This is a genomic window from Microbacterium sp. ZW T6_19 (assembly GCF_044987465.1).
Lineage (GTDB): Bacteria > Actinomycetota > Actinomycetes > Actinomycetales > Microbacteriaceae > Microbacterium > Microbacterium natoriense_A.
This window is the reverse complement of sequence record NZ_JBJDRH010000002.1, coordinates 30294-46223: the sequence shown is the minus strand read 5'-3', so window position 1 is coordinate 46223 and position 15930 is coordinate 30294. Positions and strand designations below refer to the sequence as shown.

Below are 15930 nucleotides of genomic sequence, written 5' to 3'. Positions count from 1 at the left end.
CGGAAGAATGCAAAACCGGCCGGCGGCACTCAGACCTCAGGTGCTCCGGCCGAGTGCGGAAGCGAGACCTTCGTGCGCGCAGCACCTCCGGCTCCGGTCCCGCCCACCACGCACGCGACCGCACCGATGATGAGGCCCAGCAGCACTCCTTGGCTCGGCATCTGGCCGAGCAGCAGCCATCCGAAGAGTGCGGCGACGGAGGGGATCAGCGCGAAGAGCAGCGAGACCCGGGCCGCCCCGCTCCGGCGGACAGCCGCCATGTACACCGTGGTGCCGACCGCGGCGCTGAACACGATCATCGCCCCCATGCTCACGAGCGCGCGCGGCAGGTCGCCGAGGTCGGGTGGTGAGACGGCGGCCCAGATGATCATGGGAACGGCCGACACGGACTGCCCGACGGCGCTCGCGGGCAGCGGATCCACGTCCGCGAGAAATCGCTGCTGATACACGCCACCCGCAGACATCCCGAGTAGAGCGAGCAGCGTCAGGACGAGGGCTGCGTCGATGCCGGTGGCAGAGACCCTTCCCGCGAATGCGACACCGATCGCAGCAAGCCCGAGCGCGAGACCGACGATGCCTCGTCTGGTCGGGCGCTCGCCCAGCCACGACGCCGCGAGCACGGCCGTCACGAGCGGGTTCATCGCGATCACGAGCGCTGTCAGCGTCGGCGGGACGCCGAGCCTCATCCCTTCGTACGCGCACCCGAACTGCACGGCCTGAGTGAGAACGCCGACGACGACGACGTGCCCCCATTCACGGCCCCTCGGCCAGCGTCGGCGCCCGAGGGCGGCGACGCCCGCGAGAAGGAGGGCGGCCAGCACGAACCGGATGCTCAGCACCCAAGGCGCCGACAGTTCTCCCAGCGCCATCGCGCCGAGCGGGTACCCGAGCCCGTATAGCAGGACGATGAGAATCACGTGACTCGTGCGGAGGTTCATGTCTTCGACGCTCGTCGTGCCGACCGGCCGCCGTCCAACAACGATTAGCAATCGCGATCGATAGACAAAAGAGATCGGAATAGAGTTCCCCTATGGACACCTTGGATGTCATTCCGCTGCGATCCTTCCTCGCCATCGCCTCGTGCGGCGGATTCCACCGCGCGGCCGCTGCGCTCCACCTCAGCCAATCGGCCGTCAGCCAGCACGTCCGGCGCCTGGAACAGGTCGTCGGAGCGCCGCTCGTCGAACGCAATGGACGGCTCATGATGTTCACCCCGAGAGGCGAGATCCTCCTGTCAGAAGCTCGCCGGATCCTCGACGTGCACGACGAAGTGCTTCGAACGGTTCGGGTTCCCCATGAGACCGATACCCTGGTGCTCGGGTCCACCGAGCACGGCGCCGAACAGATGCTCCCCGAGATCATCGCCTCGCTGCGGCATGCCGCGCCTGGCACGGAGGTGAGACTCCGCCTGGATCGAACCGCCAGAGTGACCGAAGCCCTCGAGGCAGGCCGACTGGATCTCGCTGTGATCCTCGAGATCGGCACGGCGAGCCCCCTCCAGCCGAAGCTCCGGCTCGGCTGGTTCGCGTCGCCCGAATGGACTGCGCCTTCCGATGGCCCGGTTCCGCTCGTCCAGTTCGATCCGCCATGCGTGATGCGCCCCGCTGTTCTTGAGCTCATGGCCGCGAGCGGGCGACCCTTTCACACCGTCGTCGAGGTTGGCGACCTCGCGGGCGGCCAATCGGCCGCCCGCTCGGGCCTCGGCGCGATCCTGCTTCCCGTCGTCGATCGCGGGCTGGAAGGGCTGCGTCCCGTGCTCGGCCTCCCCGAGCCTCCGCCCGTGCGCATGCGGGTCCGGGGTCGCGACGGCGTGCCGGCGCGTATCGTCCGTGTCGTCCAGCACGCCGTGGACACCGCCTTCAGCTGAGGGAGCCCTCTGCTCAGGCGCACACGGCGAGAGTCTGTTCAGCCCGCGCGCCGGTAGTGCATGGCGACCGCACCGCAGCTGAGCGGTTCCGCCGAGATCAGCTCGAGTCGTCTTGTGCTCGCAAGCCCGCTCTCGTACAGCGTCGGCCCGTGGCCCGCGATCCTCGGGTGGACGAGGAACCTGTACTCGTCGATCAGGTCCAGGCGATCAAGTTCCGTCGCGAGTCTGCCACTGCCGAGTAGCACGCCGTCCGGTGTCCTGTCCTTGAGCGCCTGCACGGTCGTGCGCAGAGCACCGACGAGGTGGTGGCTGTTGCTCCACGGAAAATCGTGGCGCGTCGACGACACCACGTACTTGGGCTTCGCTTCGAGCTTGAGCGCCCACTCTCGCAACGCCGGCGGGGCGTCCTCCTCGCCACGAGCGATGGCGGGCCAGGAGCTCTCCATCATCTCGTAGGTCGTCCGTCCCCACAGCATGGCGCCGGCACCGTCCATAAGACGCGTGAAGAAGGCATGCGTCTCATCGTCGGCGATTCCCTCTCGATGATCGACGCATCCGTCGAGGGTGACGTTGATACTGAAGGTCAGCAGTCCCATGACGCGAGTGTAGAGTCCGCTGCGCGAGGCCGCCATCGTTGCGTGCGGAGAATCCGGTGGGCCCTGCCGGGATCGAACCGACGACATCCACGGTGTAAACGTGGCGCTCTACCAGCTGAGCTAAAGGCCCTTCCTGATCATCCTAACCATGCCCGAGCGCCGCCGTGAGCGTCACCGCTCCAGCGTGACCTCGTGATCGACCCGGCCGAGCTTGTCGGGGTTCGCGACCGAGTAGATGCGGGTGATCCGCCCCTGTTCGACCGTCACCGTCACGATTCCCGCCAGCTGTCCGTCCAGTTCGACCCGGATCCCCGGCTGGCCGTTGATCGTGGTGGCTGTCGCATGAATGGTTCCGACGACCTTCGCGAGGCTCCCGGCCAGGTAACGGACGATCGTGGCCGCGCCGATCAGCGGCCGGCGTGCCGCGCCGCGGACCTTGCCGCCGCCATCCGCGACCGACACGACGTCCGGCGCGAGCACATCCATCAGCCCCTGGATGTCTCCGGTGTTCAGGGCGGCCACGAGTCGATCGACCGCGCGCTCGTGCTCAGAGCGCACCACGGTGACACGCGGCCGCCGCGCCGCGACGTGGTCCTTCGCGCGATGCGCGATCTGCCGCACCGCTGCGGGCGTCTTGGCCACGGCATCCGCGATCTCGTCGTACGGCACGTCGAACACCTCACGCAGCACGAACACCGCCCGCTCGGCCGGGCTCAGCGTCTCGAGCACGGTCAGCATGGCGATCGACAGACTGTCGGCTAGTTCGACGTCATCCGCCACATCCGGAGCCGTCAGCAGCGGTTCGGGCAGCCACTCGCCGACGTAGTCCTCCCGGCGTCGCGACACGGAGCGGATGTGGTTGAGCGCCTGCCTGCTCACGATGCGCACGAGATACGCCTTGGGCGTTGCGACCCGGTCGCGGTCGACCGCCGCCCAGCGCAACCACGACTCCTGCAGCACATCTTCGGCATCCGCAGCGGATCCGAGGATCTCGTACGCCACGGTGAAGAGCAGGTTGCGGTGGACGACGAACGGATCGTCTGCGGCGGTCTCGGCGCTTTCCATGACGGCGAGCCTACGCGGACGTCGGCGCCGAGTCGCGGAGCGCAGATCGCTCGGCGAGCGGAGGCAGGCCGCAGGCGTCCGCGAACTCCTCGGAACGGATGCCGAGCGCCACGTTCATGCGGGCGCTCATGTTCATGAACGCGACCCTGGCGGCGAGCTCGACGAGCGCGGCGGGTCCGAGATCCGCGAGCAGAGCGTCGGAGAGCTCGTCCGTCACGGCCGGCGGCGTCTGGCTCGCCGCCTCTGCGTACTCCATGACCCTGCGCTCGAGCGGTGTGAACACGGTGGCCTCGCGCCACCGCGGCACCTGACGGATCTTGTTCGCGTCCAGTCCGTGGTTGTGGCCCATGAAGTAGTTGAAGTCGAGGCAGAAGCTGCAGCCGATCGTGGCCGCCGCCGCCATCGCCGCGTAAGAGGCGAGATCCCGGTCGAGTTCCTTCCATCCCTCGGCCTTGCGCCCGATGCCCATGGCGTCCTTCATCACCGCCGGGTGGTTCCAGAGCACCCCGACCGATTCGGGCACACGGCCCATCATCTTCTTCGCGAACATCTTCACCATGGCGCCGTAGACACCGGTGACCTCGGCCGCCGGGATGCGTGTCGTGCTGCTGTTCATGTTCGTGTCTCCCTTTCCTACGGGTCCGGTATTCCCGGCCTCGACATGGAGACACCGCCCGGTTCGCGGATGTGACACCTGGCTCTGCGATCGTCCCCGGCATCCGCTCCTCCGTGATCGGGGATAGGGTAAACATCGGCGCGCGTTGTGCACTCCCGACAAGGCTGCCCGCGTCGCTCTCCGATTCTTGGCGTGACCCGCCAGCTTGACGAAAGGTTCCACCCCGTGACCGTGCACGACCAGGATCCGTACTCCCAGGGCCCCCTCGACAGCGATCCCGAAGAGACCGGCGAGTGGCAGCAGTCGCTCGACGAGCTCGTCGACGCGAAGGGCCACGGACGTGGCCGCGAGATCATGCTGAGCCTGCTCAAGCGCTCCAAGGAGCTGCATCTGGGTGTGCCGATGGTCCCGACCACCGACTACATCAACACGATCGCTCCGGAGAACGAGCCGGAGTTCCCCGGTGACGAAGAGGTCGAGCGCCGCTACCGCGCCTGGATCCGCTGGAACGCCGCCGTCACGGTGCACCGCGCACAGCGCCCCGGCATCGGGGTCGGCGGGCACATCTCCACCTACGCGTCGTCGGCCGCCCTCTACGAAGTCGGCTTCAACCACTTCTTCCGCGGTGCGGACAACCCCGGTGGCGCCGACCAGATCTTCATCCAGGGCCACGCCTCCCCCGGCATCTACGCCCGTTCGTTCCTCGAGGGCCGCCTGAGCGAGCAGCACCTCGACGGCTTCCGCCAGGAGCAGTCGCAGGCGCCGTTCGGCATCCCGTCGTACCCGCACCCGCGCCAGATGCAGGACTACTGGCAGTTCCCGACCGTGTCGATGGGCCTCGGCCCGATCAACGCGATCTACCAGGCCATGGCGAACCGCTACGTCGAGAACCGCGGCATCAAGGACACCTCGTCCTCGCAGGTGTGGGCCTTCCTCGGCGACGGCGAGATGGACGAGATCGAGAGCCGCGGTCAGCTGCAGATCGCAGCGAACGAGGGTCTCGACAACCTCAACTTCGTCATCAACTGCAACCTGCAGCGCCTCGACGGCCCCGTGCGCGGCAACGGCAAGATCATCCAGGAGCTGGAGTCGTACTTCCGCGGCGCCGGCTGGAACGTCATCAAGGTCGTGTGGGGCCGCGAGTGGGACGACCTGCTCGCCCGCGATGCCGACGGCGCCCTGCTCAACATCATGAACGCCACGCCCGACGGCGACTACCAGACCTACAAGGCCGAGTCCGGCGCGTACATCCGCGAGCACTTCTTCGGCAAGGACGAGCGCGCAGCGGCCCTGGTATCGGACTACACCGACGACCAGATCTGGCACCTCAAGCGCGGCGGCCACGACTACCGAAAGGTCTACGCGGCGTTCAAGGCCGCGGCCGAGCACAAGGGGCAGCCGACCGTCATCCTGGCGAAGACGGTCAAGGGCTACGGCCTCGGCCCGCATTTCGAGGGCCGCAATGCGACCCACCAGATGAAGAAGATGACGCTGGACAACCTCAAGACGTTCCGCGACACCATGCACATCCCGATCACGGATGCGCAGCTCGAGGAGAACCCGTACCTGCCCCCGTACTACAACCCGGGACCCCAGGACGAGACGATCCAGTACATGCTCGAGCGCCGCCGCAGCCTCGGCGGATTCCTGCCCGAGCGCCGCTCGACGCACGTCGGCCTGTCGCTGCCGGATGACTCGGCGTACGCCCTGCCCAAGAAGGGCTCCGGCACGCAGGAGATCGCCACGACCATGGCGTTCGTCCGCCTGCTGAAAGACCTGCTGCGTTCGAAGGACTTCGGTCACCGCATCGTGCCGATCATCCCCGATGAGGCGCGCACCTTCGGCATGGACGCGTACTTCCCGACGGCGAAGATCTACAACCCGAACGGCCAGCACTACACCTCGGTCGACCGGGAGCTCCTGCTCGCCTACAAGGAGAGCCCGCAGGGACAGATCGTGCACGTCGGCATCAACGAGGCGGGCGCCCTCGCGGCGTTCACCGGCATCGGCACGTCGTACGCGACGCACGGCGAACCGCTGATCCCGATCTACATCTTCTACTCGATGTTCGGCTTCCAGCGCACGGGCGACGCCCAGTGGGCCGCCGGCGATCAGATGGCCCGCGGCTTCATCATGGGAGCCACCGCCGGTCGCACCACGCTGACCGGCGAAGGCCTGCAGCACGCCGACGGACACTCGCACCTGCTGGCGTCGACGAACCCGGCGACGGTGTCGTACGACCCGGCCTACGGCTACGAGATCGCGCACATCGTGCGCGACGGCCTGGAGCGCATGTACGGCGGCAACCACCCCGACCCGAACGTGATGTACTACATCACGCTGTACAACGAGCCCTATGTGCAGCCGGCCGAGCCTGAGAACGTCGACGTGGACGGCATCGTCCGCGGCATCCACCGCGTGTCCGCCGGCGAAGGTGAAGGCCCCCGCGCCCAGCTGTTCGCCTCGGGCGTCGGCCTGCCCTGGGCTCTGGAGGCTCAGGAGCTGCTGAAGAACGACTGGGGCGTCGTCGCCGACGTGTGGTCGGTCACCTCGTGGACCGAGCTGCGCCGCGACGGCCTCGCCGCCGACGAGCACAACTTCCTGCACCCGGAGGAGGAGCCCCGCACGGCCTACCTCACCCAGAAGCTGCAGGGCGCCGAGGGCCCGGTCGTCGCGGTCAGCGACTTCATGCACGCCGTGCAGGATCAGATCCGTCCGTGGGTCCCGAACCGCTACGCGACGCTCGGCGCCGACGACTTCGGCTTCTCCGACACGCGCGCCGCCGCTCGTCGCTACTTCAAGATCGACGGGCCGTCGATGGTCGTGCGCACGCTGCAGGCACTCGCTGAAGACGGCGTCGTCGACCGCTCGCTCGCCGCGCAGGCGATCCAGAAGTACAGCCTGCACGACGTGAACGCGGGCACCAGCGGCAACGCGGGCGGCGAAAGCTGAGCCATCGGTGACAGACTCGTCTCCCACCGGCATGGACAAGGCCGCGACTCTCACCTGGCTGCGCCGGATCTCCGGCGACATCGCCTCGGTGACGATCAAGCGGCTGGAGGACACGCTCCCCTGGTATGCCGACATGCCACCAGCCCGCCGCTCCGCGGTCGGGCTGGTGGCCCAGGCGGGCATCACCTCGTTCATCCAGTGGTACGACGACCCGACCTCGACGCCATGGATCGCCGCTGACATCTTCGCCGCCGCTCCACGCGAGCTGCTGCGCAGCGTGAGCCTGCAGCAGACGCTGCAGCTGATCCGCGTCACCGTGGAGGTGACCGAGGAGCGCGTCGCCGGCAAGGGCAACGATCTCCGCGAGGCGATCCTGCTGTACTCCCGCGATGTGGCCTTCGCCGCCGCGGACGTCTACGCCCGTGCCGCCGAGGCGCGAGGCCTCTGGGATGCGCGCCTCGAGGCGCTCGTCGTGGATTCGATCCTCACGGGCGAGGCCGACGAGGAGCTGCCCAGCCGCATCGCGGCGCTCGGCTGGCACGGACATGGCGAGGTCGCCGTGCTGGTCGGCACGACTCCCCCGCAGTTCGACGTCGATCTCGTCCGCCGCACTGCCAGGAAGCTCGGCGTCGATGTGCTCATCGGAGTGCAGGGTTCGCGGCTCGTCCTCGTGCTCGGACGCGCCCGCGTCGCCGGTCAGGACGGCGAAGACGACGAACTCGGCTTCCAGGAGATCGCGACGCGGCTCGAGCCGTCTTTCGGCCCCGGGTACGTCGTGCTGGGTCCCGCCGTCGCGGCGCTGGTCGACGCGAGTCAGAGCGCCCGCGCCGCGCTCGCTGGGTTCGCGGTCGCGCGCGCCTGGCGCAACGCCCCGCGCCCCGTGGAGGCCGATGATCTGCTCCCCGAGCGCGCCCTCGCCGGCGATCCGCTCGCCAAGCAGACGCTGATCGAGCGGATCTACCGACCGCTGCAGGCGCACTCGACCGATCTCGTCACCACGCTGTGGAGCTATCTCGACAACGGCCGGTCCCTCGAGGCCACCGCACGCGAGCTGTTCGTCCATCCGAACACGGTGCGCTACCGTCTCAAGCGCGTCAGCGAGGTCATCGGGTGGGACGCGACCGGTCCCCGCGAGGCGCTGATCCTGCAGACCGCACTGGTGCTCGGGTCGATCGGGGCCGCCGATCAGATCCGTCGGCGCCCTCCGCAGCGTCGTACGGCACGCTGACTCTGTGCGCCACACACAAGCGTTCTCGCGAATCTTGTGATGGTTCATCCACCGCGCACGCCCAAACGTTGGCAAGATGGTGAGGTGATCGTCTACGCCTGCCCCGGTCAGGGTTCTCAGACCCCGGGCTTCCTCTCCCCTTGGCTCGAACTCGACGGTGTGGCAGAGCAGCTCGCCGCCTACTCCGAAGCCGCGGAGGTCGACCTCCTCCTCCACGGCACCGAGTCCGATGCAGACACCATCCGCGACACGCGCATCGCGCAGCCGCTGATCGTCGCCGCGTCCCTCATCGCCGAGCGCCAGCTGCTCGAACGCGCGGGCCGCCGCCCCGACGGCATCGCCGGGCACTCCGTCGGCGAGCTCGCCGCGCTGGCGGGTGCCGGCGTGATCTCCGCCGACACCGCGATGCGCCTGGTCGGCGTGCGCGGACGGGCGATGGCAGATGCCGCCGCGCAGACGCCGACCGGCATGAGCGCCGTGCTCGGTGGCGATGAGGACGCCGTGCTGGCACGACTCGCGGAACTCGACCTCACGCCCGCGAACTACAACGGCGGGGGGCAGATCGTCGCAGCCGGTGCGCTTCCCGCACTCGCCGCCCTCGCCGAGGAGCCGTTGCGCGGCACCCGCGTGATCCCGCTGCAGGTCGCCGGCGCGTTCCACACCCCCTACATGGCGCCCGCCGTCGCCGCCCTCCGCGATGCGGTCGCCGGCGTCGAGGCATCCGATCCCGACGTCACGCTCTGGACCAACCGCGACGGCGCCACCGTGTCCGACGGCGCCACCGCGCTGAAATTCCTCGTCGACCAGGTGTCGTCGCCCGTGCGCTGGGACCTGTGCATGGCGTCCTTCGCCGAACAGGGCATCACCGGCCTCGTCGAACTCACCCCCGCGGGCGCTCTCGTCGGCCTCGCCAAGCGCGGGCTGCGGGGCGTACCCACCGTCGCCGTGAAGACCCCTGAAGACCTCGACGCAGCCGTCGCGCTGCTGAACGGAGACGCCGCATGAGCGCCACTCTCAACCAGCTCACCGGTCCCGCCTACACGCGCATCTACTCCTATGGAGCGGCGCGCGGTGAGAACGCCGTCCCGAACGACGACCTCGTGGGCCCGATCGACTCGAGCGACGAGTGGATCCGTCAGCGCACCGGCATCATCACGCGGGTGCGCGCCGACAAAGACACGGACGCCATCGATCTCGCCGCCATCGCCGGTCTCGAGGCCATCGAGAAGTCGGGCGTGCCTGCCGACCAGGTCGACCTGGTGATCGTCGCGACGATCAGCAACCCGAAGCAGTCGCCGTCTGTCTCGGCGATCGTCGCAGACCGCGTGGGCGCGAACCCCGCCGCCGCTTACGACATCAACGCGGCCTGCGCGGGGTACGCCTACGCCGTGGCTCAGGCCGACGCGCTCATCCGCGCCGGCGCGGCGAAGTACGCGCTCGTGATCGGCACCGAGAAGCTGTCCGACATCGTCGACCCGACCGACCGCAGCATCTCGTTCCTGCTGGGCGACGGAGCCGGCGCCGCGCTGATCGGCCCGAGCGACACGCCGGGCATCGCGCCGGCCGTCTGGGGATCGGACGGCTCGAAGGCGGATGCCGTGGGCATGAACGGCACGCTGACCGAGTTCCGCGACGGCCAGGTGCCGTGGCCCACGCTGCGGCAGGAGGGTCAGACCGTCTTCCGCTGGGCCGTGTGGGAGATGGCCAAGGTCGCCCGGGAGGCGCTCGACAAGGCGGGTGTCGAACCGGCCGACATCGCCGCGTTCATCCCGCACCAAGCGAACATGCGCATCATCGACGAGTTCGCCAAGCAGCTCAAGCTCCCCGACACGACGGTGATCGCCCGCGACATCGAGACCACGGGCAACACGTCCGCCGCCTCCATCCCGCTTGCAAGCCACCGCTTGATGGCCGAGCACCCCGAGCTCTCCGGTGGCCTCGCCCTGCAGATCGGCTTCGGCGCCGGGCTCGTGTTCGCCGCACAGGTCGTCGTCCTCCCCTGAGAACGCCCCGACCTTCTCTAGACTGTTCCACGGTTCCGAAAACAACCCGCAAGAAAGAGGAAGACCACATGGCTTTCACCAACGACGAGGTCCTCGCTGGCCTCGCAGAGCTGATCACCGACGAGACCGGCATCAACGCCTCCGAGGTCGCCCTCGAGAAGTCGTTCACCGACGACCTCGACATCGACTCGATCTCGATGATGACGATCGTCGTCAACGCCGAGGAGAAGTTCGGCGTCACCATCCCCGACGACGAGGTCAAGAACCTGAAGACCGTCGGCGACGCCGTCAGCTTCATCGTCGCAGGCCAGGAGTAATCCGGGCGGGATGCCACCCCCGCCATCCGCGGGGCGTGGCATCCTCCACTCTGCCCTCATCTCGCACGTAACCCGTACGACAAGGAACCACACCATGACCAAGCGCATCGTCGTCACCGGCATCGGCGCCACGTCCGCCATCGGCGGGACTGCTCCCGACAACTGGAGCAACCTGCTCGCCGGGATGTCCGGCACCCGCACGCTCGAGCACGACTGGGTCAAGCAGTACGAGCTGCCCGTCACCTTCGCGGCCGAGGCGATCGTCCGCCCTGAAGAGGTGCTCCCCCGCCACGAGGCGAAGCGCCTCGACCCTTCGTCGCAGTTCGCTCTGATCGCGGCTCGCGAGGCGTGGGAGGATGCCGGATCCCCCGAGGTCGCGCCTGAGCGCCTCGGCGTCGACTTCGCCACCGGCATCGGCGGCCTGTGGACGCTTCTCGACGCCTGGGACACGCTGCGCGAGAAGGGACCGCGCCGGGTCATGCCGCTGACGGTGCCCATGCTCATGCCGAACGCCGCCGCGGGCAACCTGTCGCTGCAGTTCCACGCGCGGGCTTACGCGCAGACCGTCGTCAGCGCGTGCGCCTCGAGCACCGAGTCGATCCTCCACGCCTTCCATCACCTGCAGGAGGGGCTCGCCGACGTCGTGATCGCCGGCGGCACCGAGTCGGCGATCCACCCGATCACCATGGCGTCCTTCGCCTCGGCTCAGGCCCTGTCCCGCCGCAACGACGACCCCGCCACCGCTTCGCGCCCCGGCGCCATCGACCGCGACGGCTTCGTGATGGGCGAGGGCGCGGCGGTCCTCATCCTCGAGACCGAGGAGCACGCAAAGGCCCGCGGCGCCAAGATCTACGGCTATGTGCTCGGCGGCGGCGTGACCGCTGACGCCTACCACATCACCGGGAACGACCCCGAGGGCTCCGGCGCCGCGCGTGCCGTCACTCAGGCCCTGGAAGAGGCCGGCATCACTCCCGACCAGATCGCCCACATCAACGCCCACGCGACGTCGACCCCGGTCGGCGACCCGAACGAGTACGTCGCCCTCCAGCGCGTGTTCGGCGATCGCCTCAAGGACATCCCCGTCTCGGCGACCAAGGCGTCGACCGGACACCTGCTCGGCGGGACGGGAGCACTCGAGGCGATCTTCACGCTCCTCGCCCTGCGTGACCGCGTCGCCCCGCCGACGATCAACATGACCGAGCCCGATCCGGCAGTGCCGTTCAAGCTGTCGGGCGAGTCCCAGCCGCTCGGCGAGGGCACGCTGTACGCGATCAGCAACTCCTTCGGCTTCGGCGGTCACAACGCGGTCGTCGCGTTCGCCGGCGCGGAGGACTGAGCGCGGCTGACTGAGCGCGCCTGACACGTGAAGCGGCCCCCGGATCGGATCCGGGGGCCGCTTCGTCGTGAAGGGGTCAGGCCGTTGCGAGCACGCGCGAACGTTCCTGTCGCATCCGGGTGATGCGCGGCAGGAACCATCCGATGAGCGGTCCGACGCCGAAAGCGAAGATCACGGTGCCGACGCCGACGGGGCCGCCGAGCAGGAACCCGATCACGAGCACGGTGCCTTCGATCAGGGTGCGCACGATCCACACGGGCCAGCCGGTCCTGCGCACGAGCCCCGTCATCAGCCCGTCGCGAGGACCCGGACCGAAGTCAGCCGCTATGTAGAGGCCGGTCGCGAAGGCGAGGAGCACGAGACCGAGGAGAAACACCGGAGCACCCACCCAGATCGACGGCATCGGCGGTATCAGGGCGAGCGCGAGGTCAGCGCTCGGGCCGATCAGCAGTGCGTTGATCACGGTGCCGAGCCCCAGCCGCTGGCGAAGCGGGATCCACAGCAGGAGCACCACGGCGGCGATGAGATTGGTGACGAGACCGAAGCCGATGCCGCCCGTTCCGGACACTCCGATCGCCAGCACGTCCCACGGCGACACACCGATCCCTCCGCGGATCATCAACGCCAGAGCCACGCCGTACAGGAACAGGCCGACGACGAGCTGGAGCAGACGCTCGGCGAGGTCACGGCGGCTCGTCACGACGATCGGCAGGAAGATCTTCGACAGGGAGGTTCGGGTGCGGGACGTCGACATACGGCCATCCTCACGCTCTCGCCCCGTCGAATCCGCGGGCCACTCGAGGGAAAGTGGCCTGGTGAATTCAGTCCACTTCGGGGGCAGAATGGATGCATGGCTTCACGACTCGTCGAGCAGCTCGACGCGCAGACCGTCGCAGGTGCGACCGCGGCGGCGCTCGCGGAGCACATCCGCGCCCTGATCCTCGACGGACGGCTCACTGTCGGAGAGCGTCTGCCCAGCGAGCGCTCGCTCGCTCTCGAGCTCAGGCGGTCCCGCTCGACCATGACGCGCACCTACGACCTTCTCGAAGAGGGCGGCTACGTGAGCCGTCTGCACGGCGGGGGAACACGCGTCGCGCTGCCTTACGCACGCGGATCCGCATCCGCAGATCATGATGACTCCGCGATCGACCTCTCGATCGCATCGATGGATTCCACTCCCGGCCTCTACGACGCGACGGTCCGCTCGCTCCCCCGGCTCGCCGCACTGCGAGCGACGAGCGGCTACTCGCTGCGAGGCATGCCCGAGCTGCGCGAAGCCGTCGCCCAGCGCTTCGTGCAGCGGGGCGTCGACACCGATCCTGATGAGATCATCATCACCTCCGGTGCGCTCAACGCTCTGCACCTCGTGCTGGCCACAGTCGGACGCCGCGGAGAGCGCGCACTCGTCGAACAGCCGACGTTCCCGCACGCACTGGAGGCGCTGCGCCACCACGGTTATCGACTCCTGCCGACCCCCGTCGATGGGCACGGCTGGGATCAGGGGCATCTGACGGACATTCTCCTGCGCAGTCGTCCGCACGTCGCGTACCTCATCCCGGACTTCCACAATCCCACAGGTGCGACTCTGTCGGACCCGGAGCGCGTTCGCATCGCGACGACGGCTCGCAGTTCGGGAACACGTCTGGTCGTCGACGAGACGACGACGGAGCTCGACATCGACCGGGGCTGGTCACCACTGCCGATGGCGGCATACAGCCCGAGTGTGATCACCGTGGGCTCGATGTCGAAGATCGCCTGGGGCGGAATGAGGATCGGCTGGATCAGAGCGGAGCGATCGTTGATCGAGCGGCTGCTCGCCGTACGCCCGTCATTCGAGCTCGGTACCGCACTGCTCGAGCAGTGCATCGCGGTCGATCTGCTCGAAGACATGCCGGCGCTCTCCGCGCACGTGCGCTCGCGCCTGCACGCAGGTCGCGCGGCGGCGGCCGCCGGGCTGGAGACGATCGGCCTCGCGATGCCGCCCACGCATGGCGGATTGTCGGCGTGGGTGGATCTGGAGGCACCGATCTCGACCACTCTGTCGCTGGCCGCGCGGGAACACGGGCTCATCCTCCCCCCGGGCCCGCGGTTCTCGACAGGAGGCGTGCTGGAGCGCCGCGTGCGCATCCCGATCACCTTGACCCCCGACCGGATGTCGGAGGCGATGTCGCGGCTGCGCCGCGCATGGGACGAGGTCCTCGGCGGCGCGACCGCCAGCGCCGCCGCCGAGCAGACGCGTACCGCCGTCATCTGAGCTGCCGCGACGACGAGGGAACCCCGCCTCCTGTGCGCAGAGGCGGGGTTCTCGTCGTTGGAGTGGGATACGTCTTCTCAGCGTCCGGGGCGACTCACCGGCATCCGGTACTCACGCCTTCCCACTCCAGGTCCATGGTTCATCCGACCTTGTGGAGCCACACCACACGCGCGTCATCGCTCGCGTGGCGGAACGGCTCCAGCTCTTCGTCCCAGGCCGAGCCGAGCGCGATATCGAGTTCGCGCTGCAGCTCGACCACGTTTCCCGCCGCGATCTCCATCGCGTAGCGGATCCGATCCTCGCCGATCACGACGTTGCCTGCGGCATCCGTCTGGGCGTAGTGGATGCCGAGATCGGGTGTGTGCATCCAGCGTCCGCCATCGCTGCGCGGCGTGGGATCCTCGGTGACCTCGAAACGCAGGTGCTCCCACCCTCGGATGGCGGTCGCGAGGGCCGCACCTGTGCCCACAGGGCCATCCCAGTAGAACTCCGCCCGGCGGGCACCGTCGAGCACCGGCTGGTCGGCCCAGTCGAAGTTCACCGCACGCCCGATAGCGCGACCCACCGCCCACTCGAGGTGCGGGCAGAGCGCGCGAGGCGCAGAGTGGATGAACACCACTCCACGTGCGTAAGCCGTCGCCATGATCTCTCCGTTTCATCAGGTGCGTCTTCCCCAACGACCTGAAACCAACGAAGTGTGGCGCGATATGCGGTTATGCGCCTATTCTCACGCACGAAGGCGGAAATCACAAGGATGTGATTCCCGCCTTCGTGCGTGTCGACAGGCTCGGCGACCCGAAAGAGGGTCAGGCCTCGCTCATGGCCTGCTTGACCTGCTGCCCCTTGGCCGCGTAGTAAGCGGCACGGGCCGCGTCACGCTGAGCCTGCTCGGCGTAGCCGGCCTCGAGGACCTCCTGGGGCACCTCGACCTGCTCGTGCTGGTCGGTGCCGTGGTACTTCTCGATGTACGCGTCGAGCTCGGGGCCCGACTCCCACGACGTGATCAGGCAGTAGCGCGGCTCGGTGCCGTTGTGCGTGGTGGCGTGCCACAGGCGCTGGGTGTCCACGATGAGCTGCGCACCGGCCGGGAGGGCGATGCGGTACTCGATGCTGGGGTCCGTGCGGTTCTCACGCAGGACGAAGTAGCTGTCCTTGTCGTCCGTCAGGTTGAAGAATCCGCGCACGACCCAGCCGGTGCCGTCGGGGTTCAGACGGTTGTTGTCGTCCTGGTGGAGGTTGTAGAGGCACTCGCCGTACGGAGTCGGCTGCAGCTCGATGACGCGGCAGCGGCCGACGTTGGCGCCGGGCTCCTTGGCACGGGCGGTCAGGGTCGGCGCGAGCGCGGTCTGCGAGTCGATCCAGACGCCATCCTTGTCGGTGCGCGGCGGCTTGTGGTTCCAGAAGCCGTTGCACTCGATCTCGCCCTTGGCACTGGCCAGCGGCGAGAAGCGCGTGTCACCGGACGACTTCCAGTCGACGTACTCGATGTCGAGCCACTCCCGCGGGTCGACCTCCTCGCCGTAGCTGTCGAGGATGACGAAACCCTTTTCTTCGAGGGCGGCGGACTTAATGTATCCCATGATCTGAACCAGATCCTCTCATCGGGGGCCAGCACGTTTTAACAGGCCCTGATAAGGCAAGCCTAACAGCGCGACCTCGGAGCGCCCCGGATGGTCGCCGGGTTTATCCGCATAGA

15 protein-coding genes and 1 tRNA gene are annotated in these 15930 nt (G+C 68.3%); 8 read left to right on the top strand and 8 right to left on the bottom strand.

The window, feature by feature from the left end; genetic code table 11:
• Positions 1 to 29: 29 nt before the first annotated feature.
• Positions 30 to 938, bottom strand: coding sequence for a DMT family transporter (locus tag ACI3KT_RS02650; protein ID WP_404902382.1), 909 nt, complete (start codon positions 936 to 938; stop codon positions 30 to 32).
• Between the two features lie 92 nt (positions 939 to 1030).
• Here ACI3KT_RS02650 and ACI3KT_RS02645 point away from each other — a divergent pair, with 92 nt between their 5' ends.
• Positions 1031 to 1867 (top strand): LysR family transcriptional regulator, encoded by an 837-nt coding sequence (locus tag ACI3KT_RS02645; protein WP_404902379.1) that lies wholly within the window; start codon positions 1031 to 1033, stop codon positions 1865 to 1867.
• A 38-nt stretch (positions 1868 to 1905) separates the two neighbouring features.
• Here the strand turns inward: ACI3KT_RS02645 and ACI3KT_RS02640 are convergent, their stop codons facing one another.
• The 4 genes from ACI3KT_RS02640 to ACI3KT_RS02625 form a co-directional block, all read right to left on the bottom strand.
• On the bottom strand, positions 1906 to 2463 hold the full coding sequence (locus ACI3KT_RS02640; RefSeq protein WP_404902376.1) for a dihydrofolate reductase family protein: 558 nt from the start codon (positions 2461 to 2463) through the stop codon (positions 1906 to 1908).
• 57 nt (positions 2464 to 2520) lie between these two features.
• Positions 2521 to 2593 (bottom strand) — tRNA-Val (locus ACI3KT_RS02635).
• A gap of 41 nt (positions 2594 to 2634) precedes the next feature.
• The gene (locus ACI3KT_RS02630; protein WP_404902373.1) at positions 2635 to 3528 is read right to left on the bottom strand and encodes an RNA polymerase sigma-70 factor; all 894 of its coding nucleotides are present in this window, start codon (positions 3526 to 3528) and stop codon (positions 2635 to 2637) included.
• Positions 3529 to 3538: 10 nt separating this feature from the next.
• Positions 3539 to 4144, bottom strand: coding sequence for a carboxymuconolactone decarboxylase family protein (locus tag ACI3KT_RS02625; RefSeq protein WP_292909741.1), 606 nt, complete (start codon positions 4142 to 4144; stop codon positions 3539 to 3541).
• A gap of 225 nt (positions 4145 to 4369) precedes the next feature.
• Between ACI3KT_RS02625 and aceE the strand changes: the two genes are divergently transcribed.
• From aceE to ACI3KT_RS02595, 6 genes are all read left to right on the top strand, one after another.
• A complete protein-coding gene (gene aceE, locus ACI3KT_RS02620) occupies positions 4370 to 7096 on the top strand; it encodes a pyruvate dehydrogenase (acetyl-transferring), homodimeric type (RefSeq protein WP_404902866.1) in 2727 nt (908 codons plus the stop codon).
• A gap of 31 nt (positions 7097 to 7127) precedes the next feature.
• Positions 7128 to 8324, top strand: a complete 1197-nt coding sequence (locus ACI3KT_RS02615) for a CdaR family transcriptional regulator (protein ID WP_292909783.1) — start codon at positions 7128 to 7130, stop codon at positions 8322 to 8324.
• An 84-nt stretch (positions 8325 to 8408) separates the two neighbouring features.
• A complete protein-coding gene (locus ACI3KT_RS02610; RefSeq protein WP_404902370.1) occupies positions 8409 to 9329 on the top strand; it encodes an ACP S-malonyltransferase in 921 nt (306 codons plus the stop codon).
• Entirely contained in the window at positions 9326 to 10327 is a 1002-nt protein-coding gene (locus ACI3KT_RS02605; RefSeq protein ID WP_307297163.1) for a beta-ketoacyl-ACP synthase III, read from the top strand. Before ACI3KT_RS02610 ends, ACI3KT_RS02605 begins: the two co-directional genes overlap by 4 nt.
• Before the next feature lie 68 nt (positions 10328 to 10395).
• Entirely contained in the window at positions 10396 to 10644 is a 249-nt protein-coding gene (locus ACI3KT_RS02600; RefSeq protein ID WP_017830435.1) for an acyl carrier protein, read from the top strand.
• A 94-nt stretch (positions 10645 to 10738) separates the two neighbouring features.
• A complete protein-coding gene (locus ACI3KT_RS02595) occupies positions 10739 to 11980 on the top strand; it encodes a beta-ketoacyl synthase (protein WP_292909735.1) in 1242 nt (413 codons plus the stop codon).
• A gap of 76 nt (positions 11981 to 12056) precedes the next feature.
• On the opposite strand, the gene ACI3KT_RS02590 is transcribed toward ACI3KT_RS02595, so the two are convergent.
• Positions 12057 to 12734, bottom strand: a complete 678-nt coding sequence (locus tag ACI3KT_RS02590; RefSeq protein ID WP_404902367.1) for a YitT family protein — start codon at positions 12732 to 12734, stop codon at positions 12057 to 12059.
• A gap of 96 nt (positions 12735 to 12830) precedes the next feature.
• Between ACI3KT_RS02590 and ACI3KT_RS02585 the strand changes: the two genes are divergently transcribed.
• On the top strand, positions 12831 to 14234 hold the full coding sequence (locus ACI3KT_RS02585) for a PLP-dependent aminotransferase family protein (RefSeq protein WP_404902363.1): 1404 nt from the start codon (positions 12831 to 12833) through the stop codon (positions 14232 to 14234).
• A 139-nt stretch (positions 14235 to 14373) separates the two neighbouring features.
• Here the strand turns inward: ACI3KT_RS02585 and ACI3KT_RS02580 are convergent, their stop codons facing one another.
• On the bottom strand, positions 14374 to 14877 hold the full coding sequence (locus ACI3KT_RS02580; protein WP_292909729.1) for a DUF3145 domain-containing protein: 504 nt from the start codon (positions 14875 to 14877) through the stop codon (positions 14374 to 14376).
• A 163-nt stretch (positions 14878 to 15040) separates the two neighbouring features.
• On the bottom strand, positions 15041 to 15814 hold the full coding sequence (locus ACI3KT_RS02575; RefSeq protein WP_292909727.1) for a hypothetical protein: 774 nt from the start codon (positions 15812 to 15814) through the stop codon (positions 15041 to 15043).
• Positions 15815 to 15930: the final 116 nt, after the last annotated feature.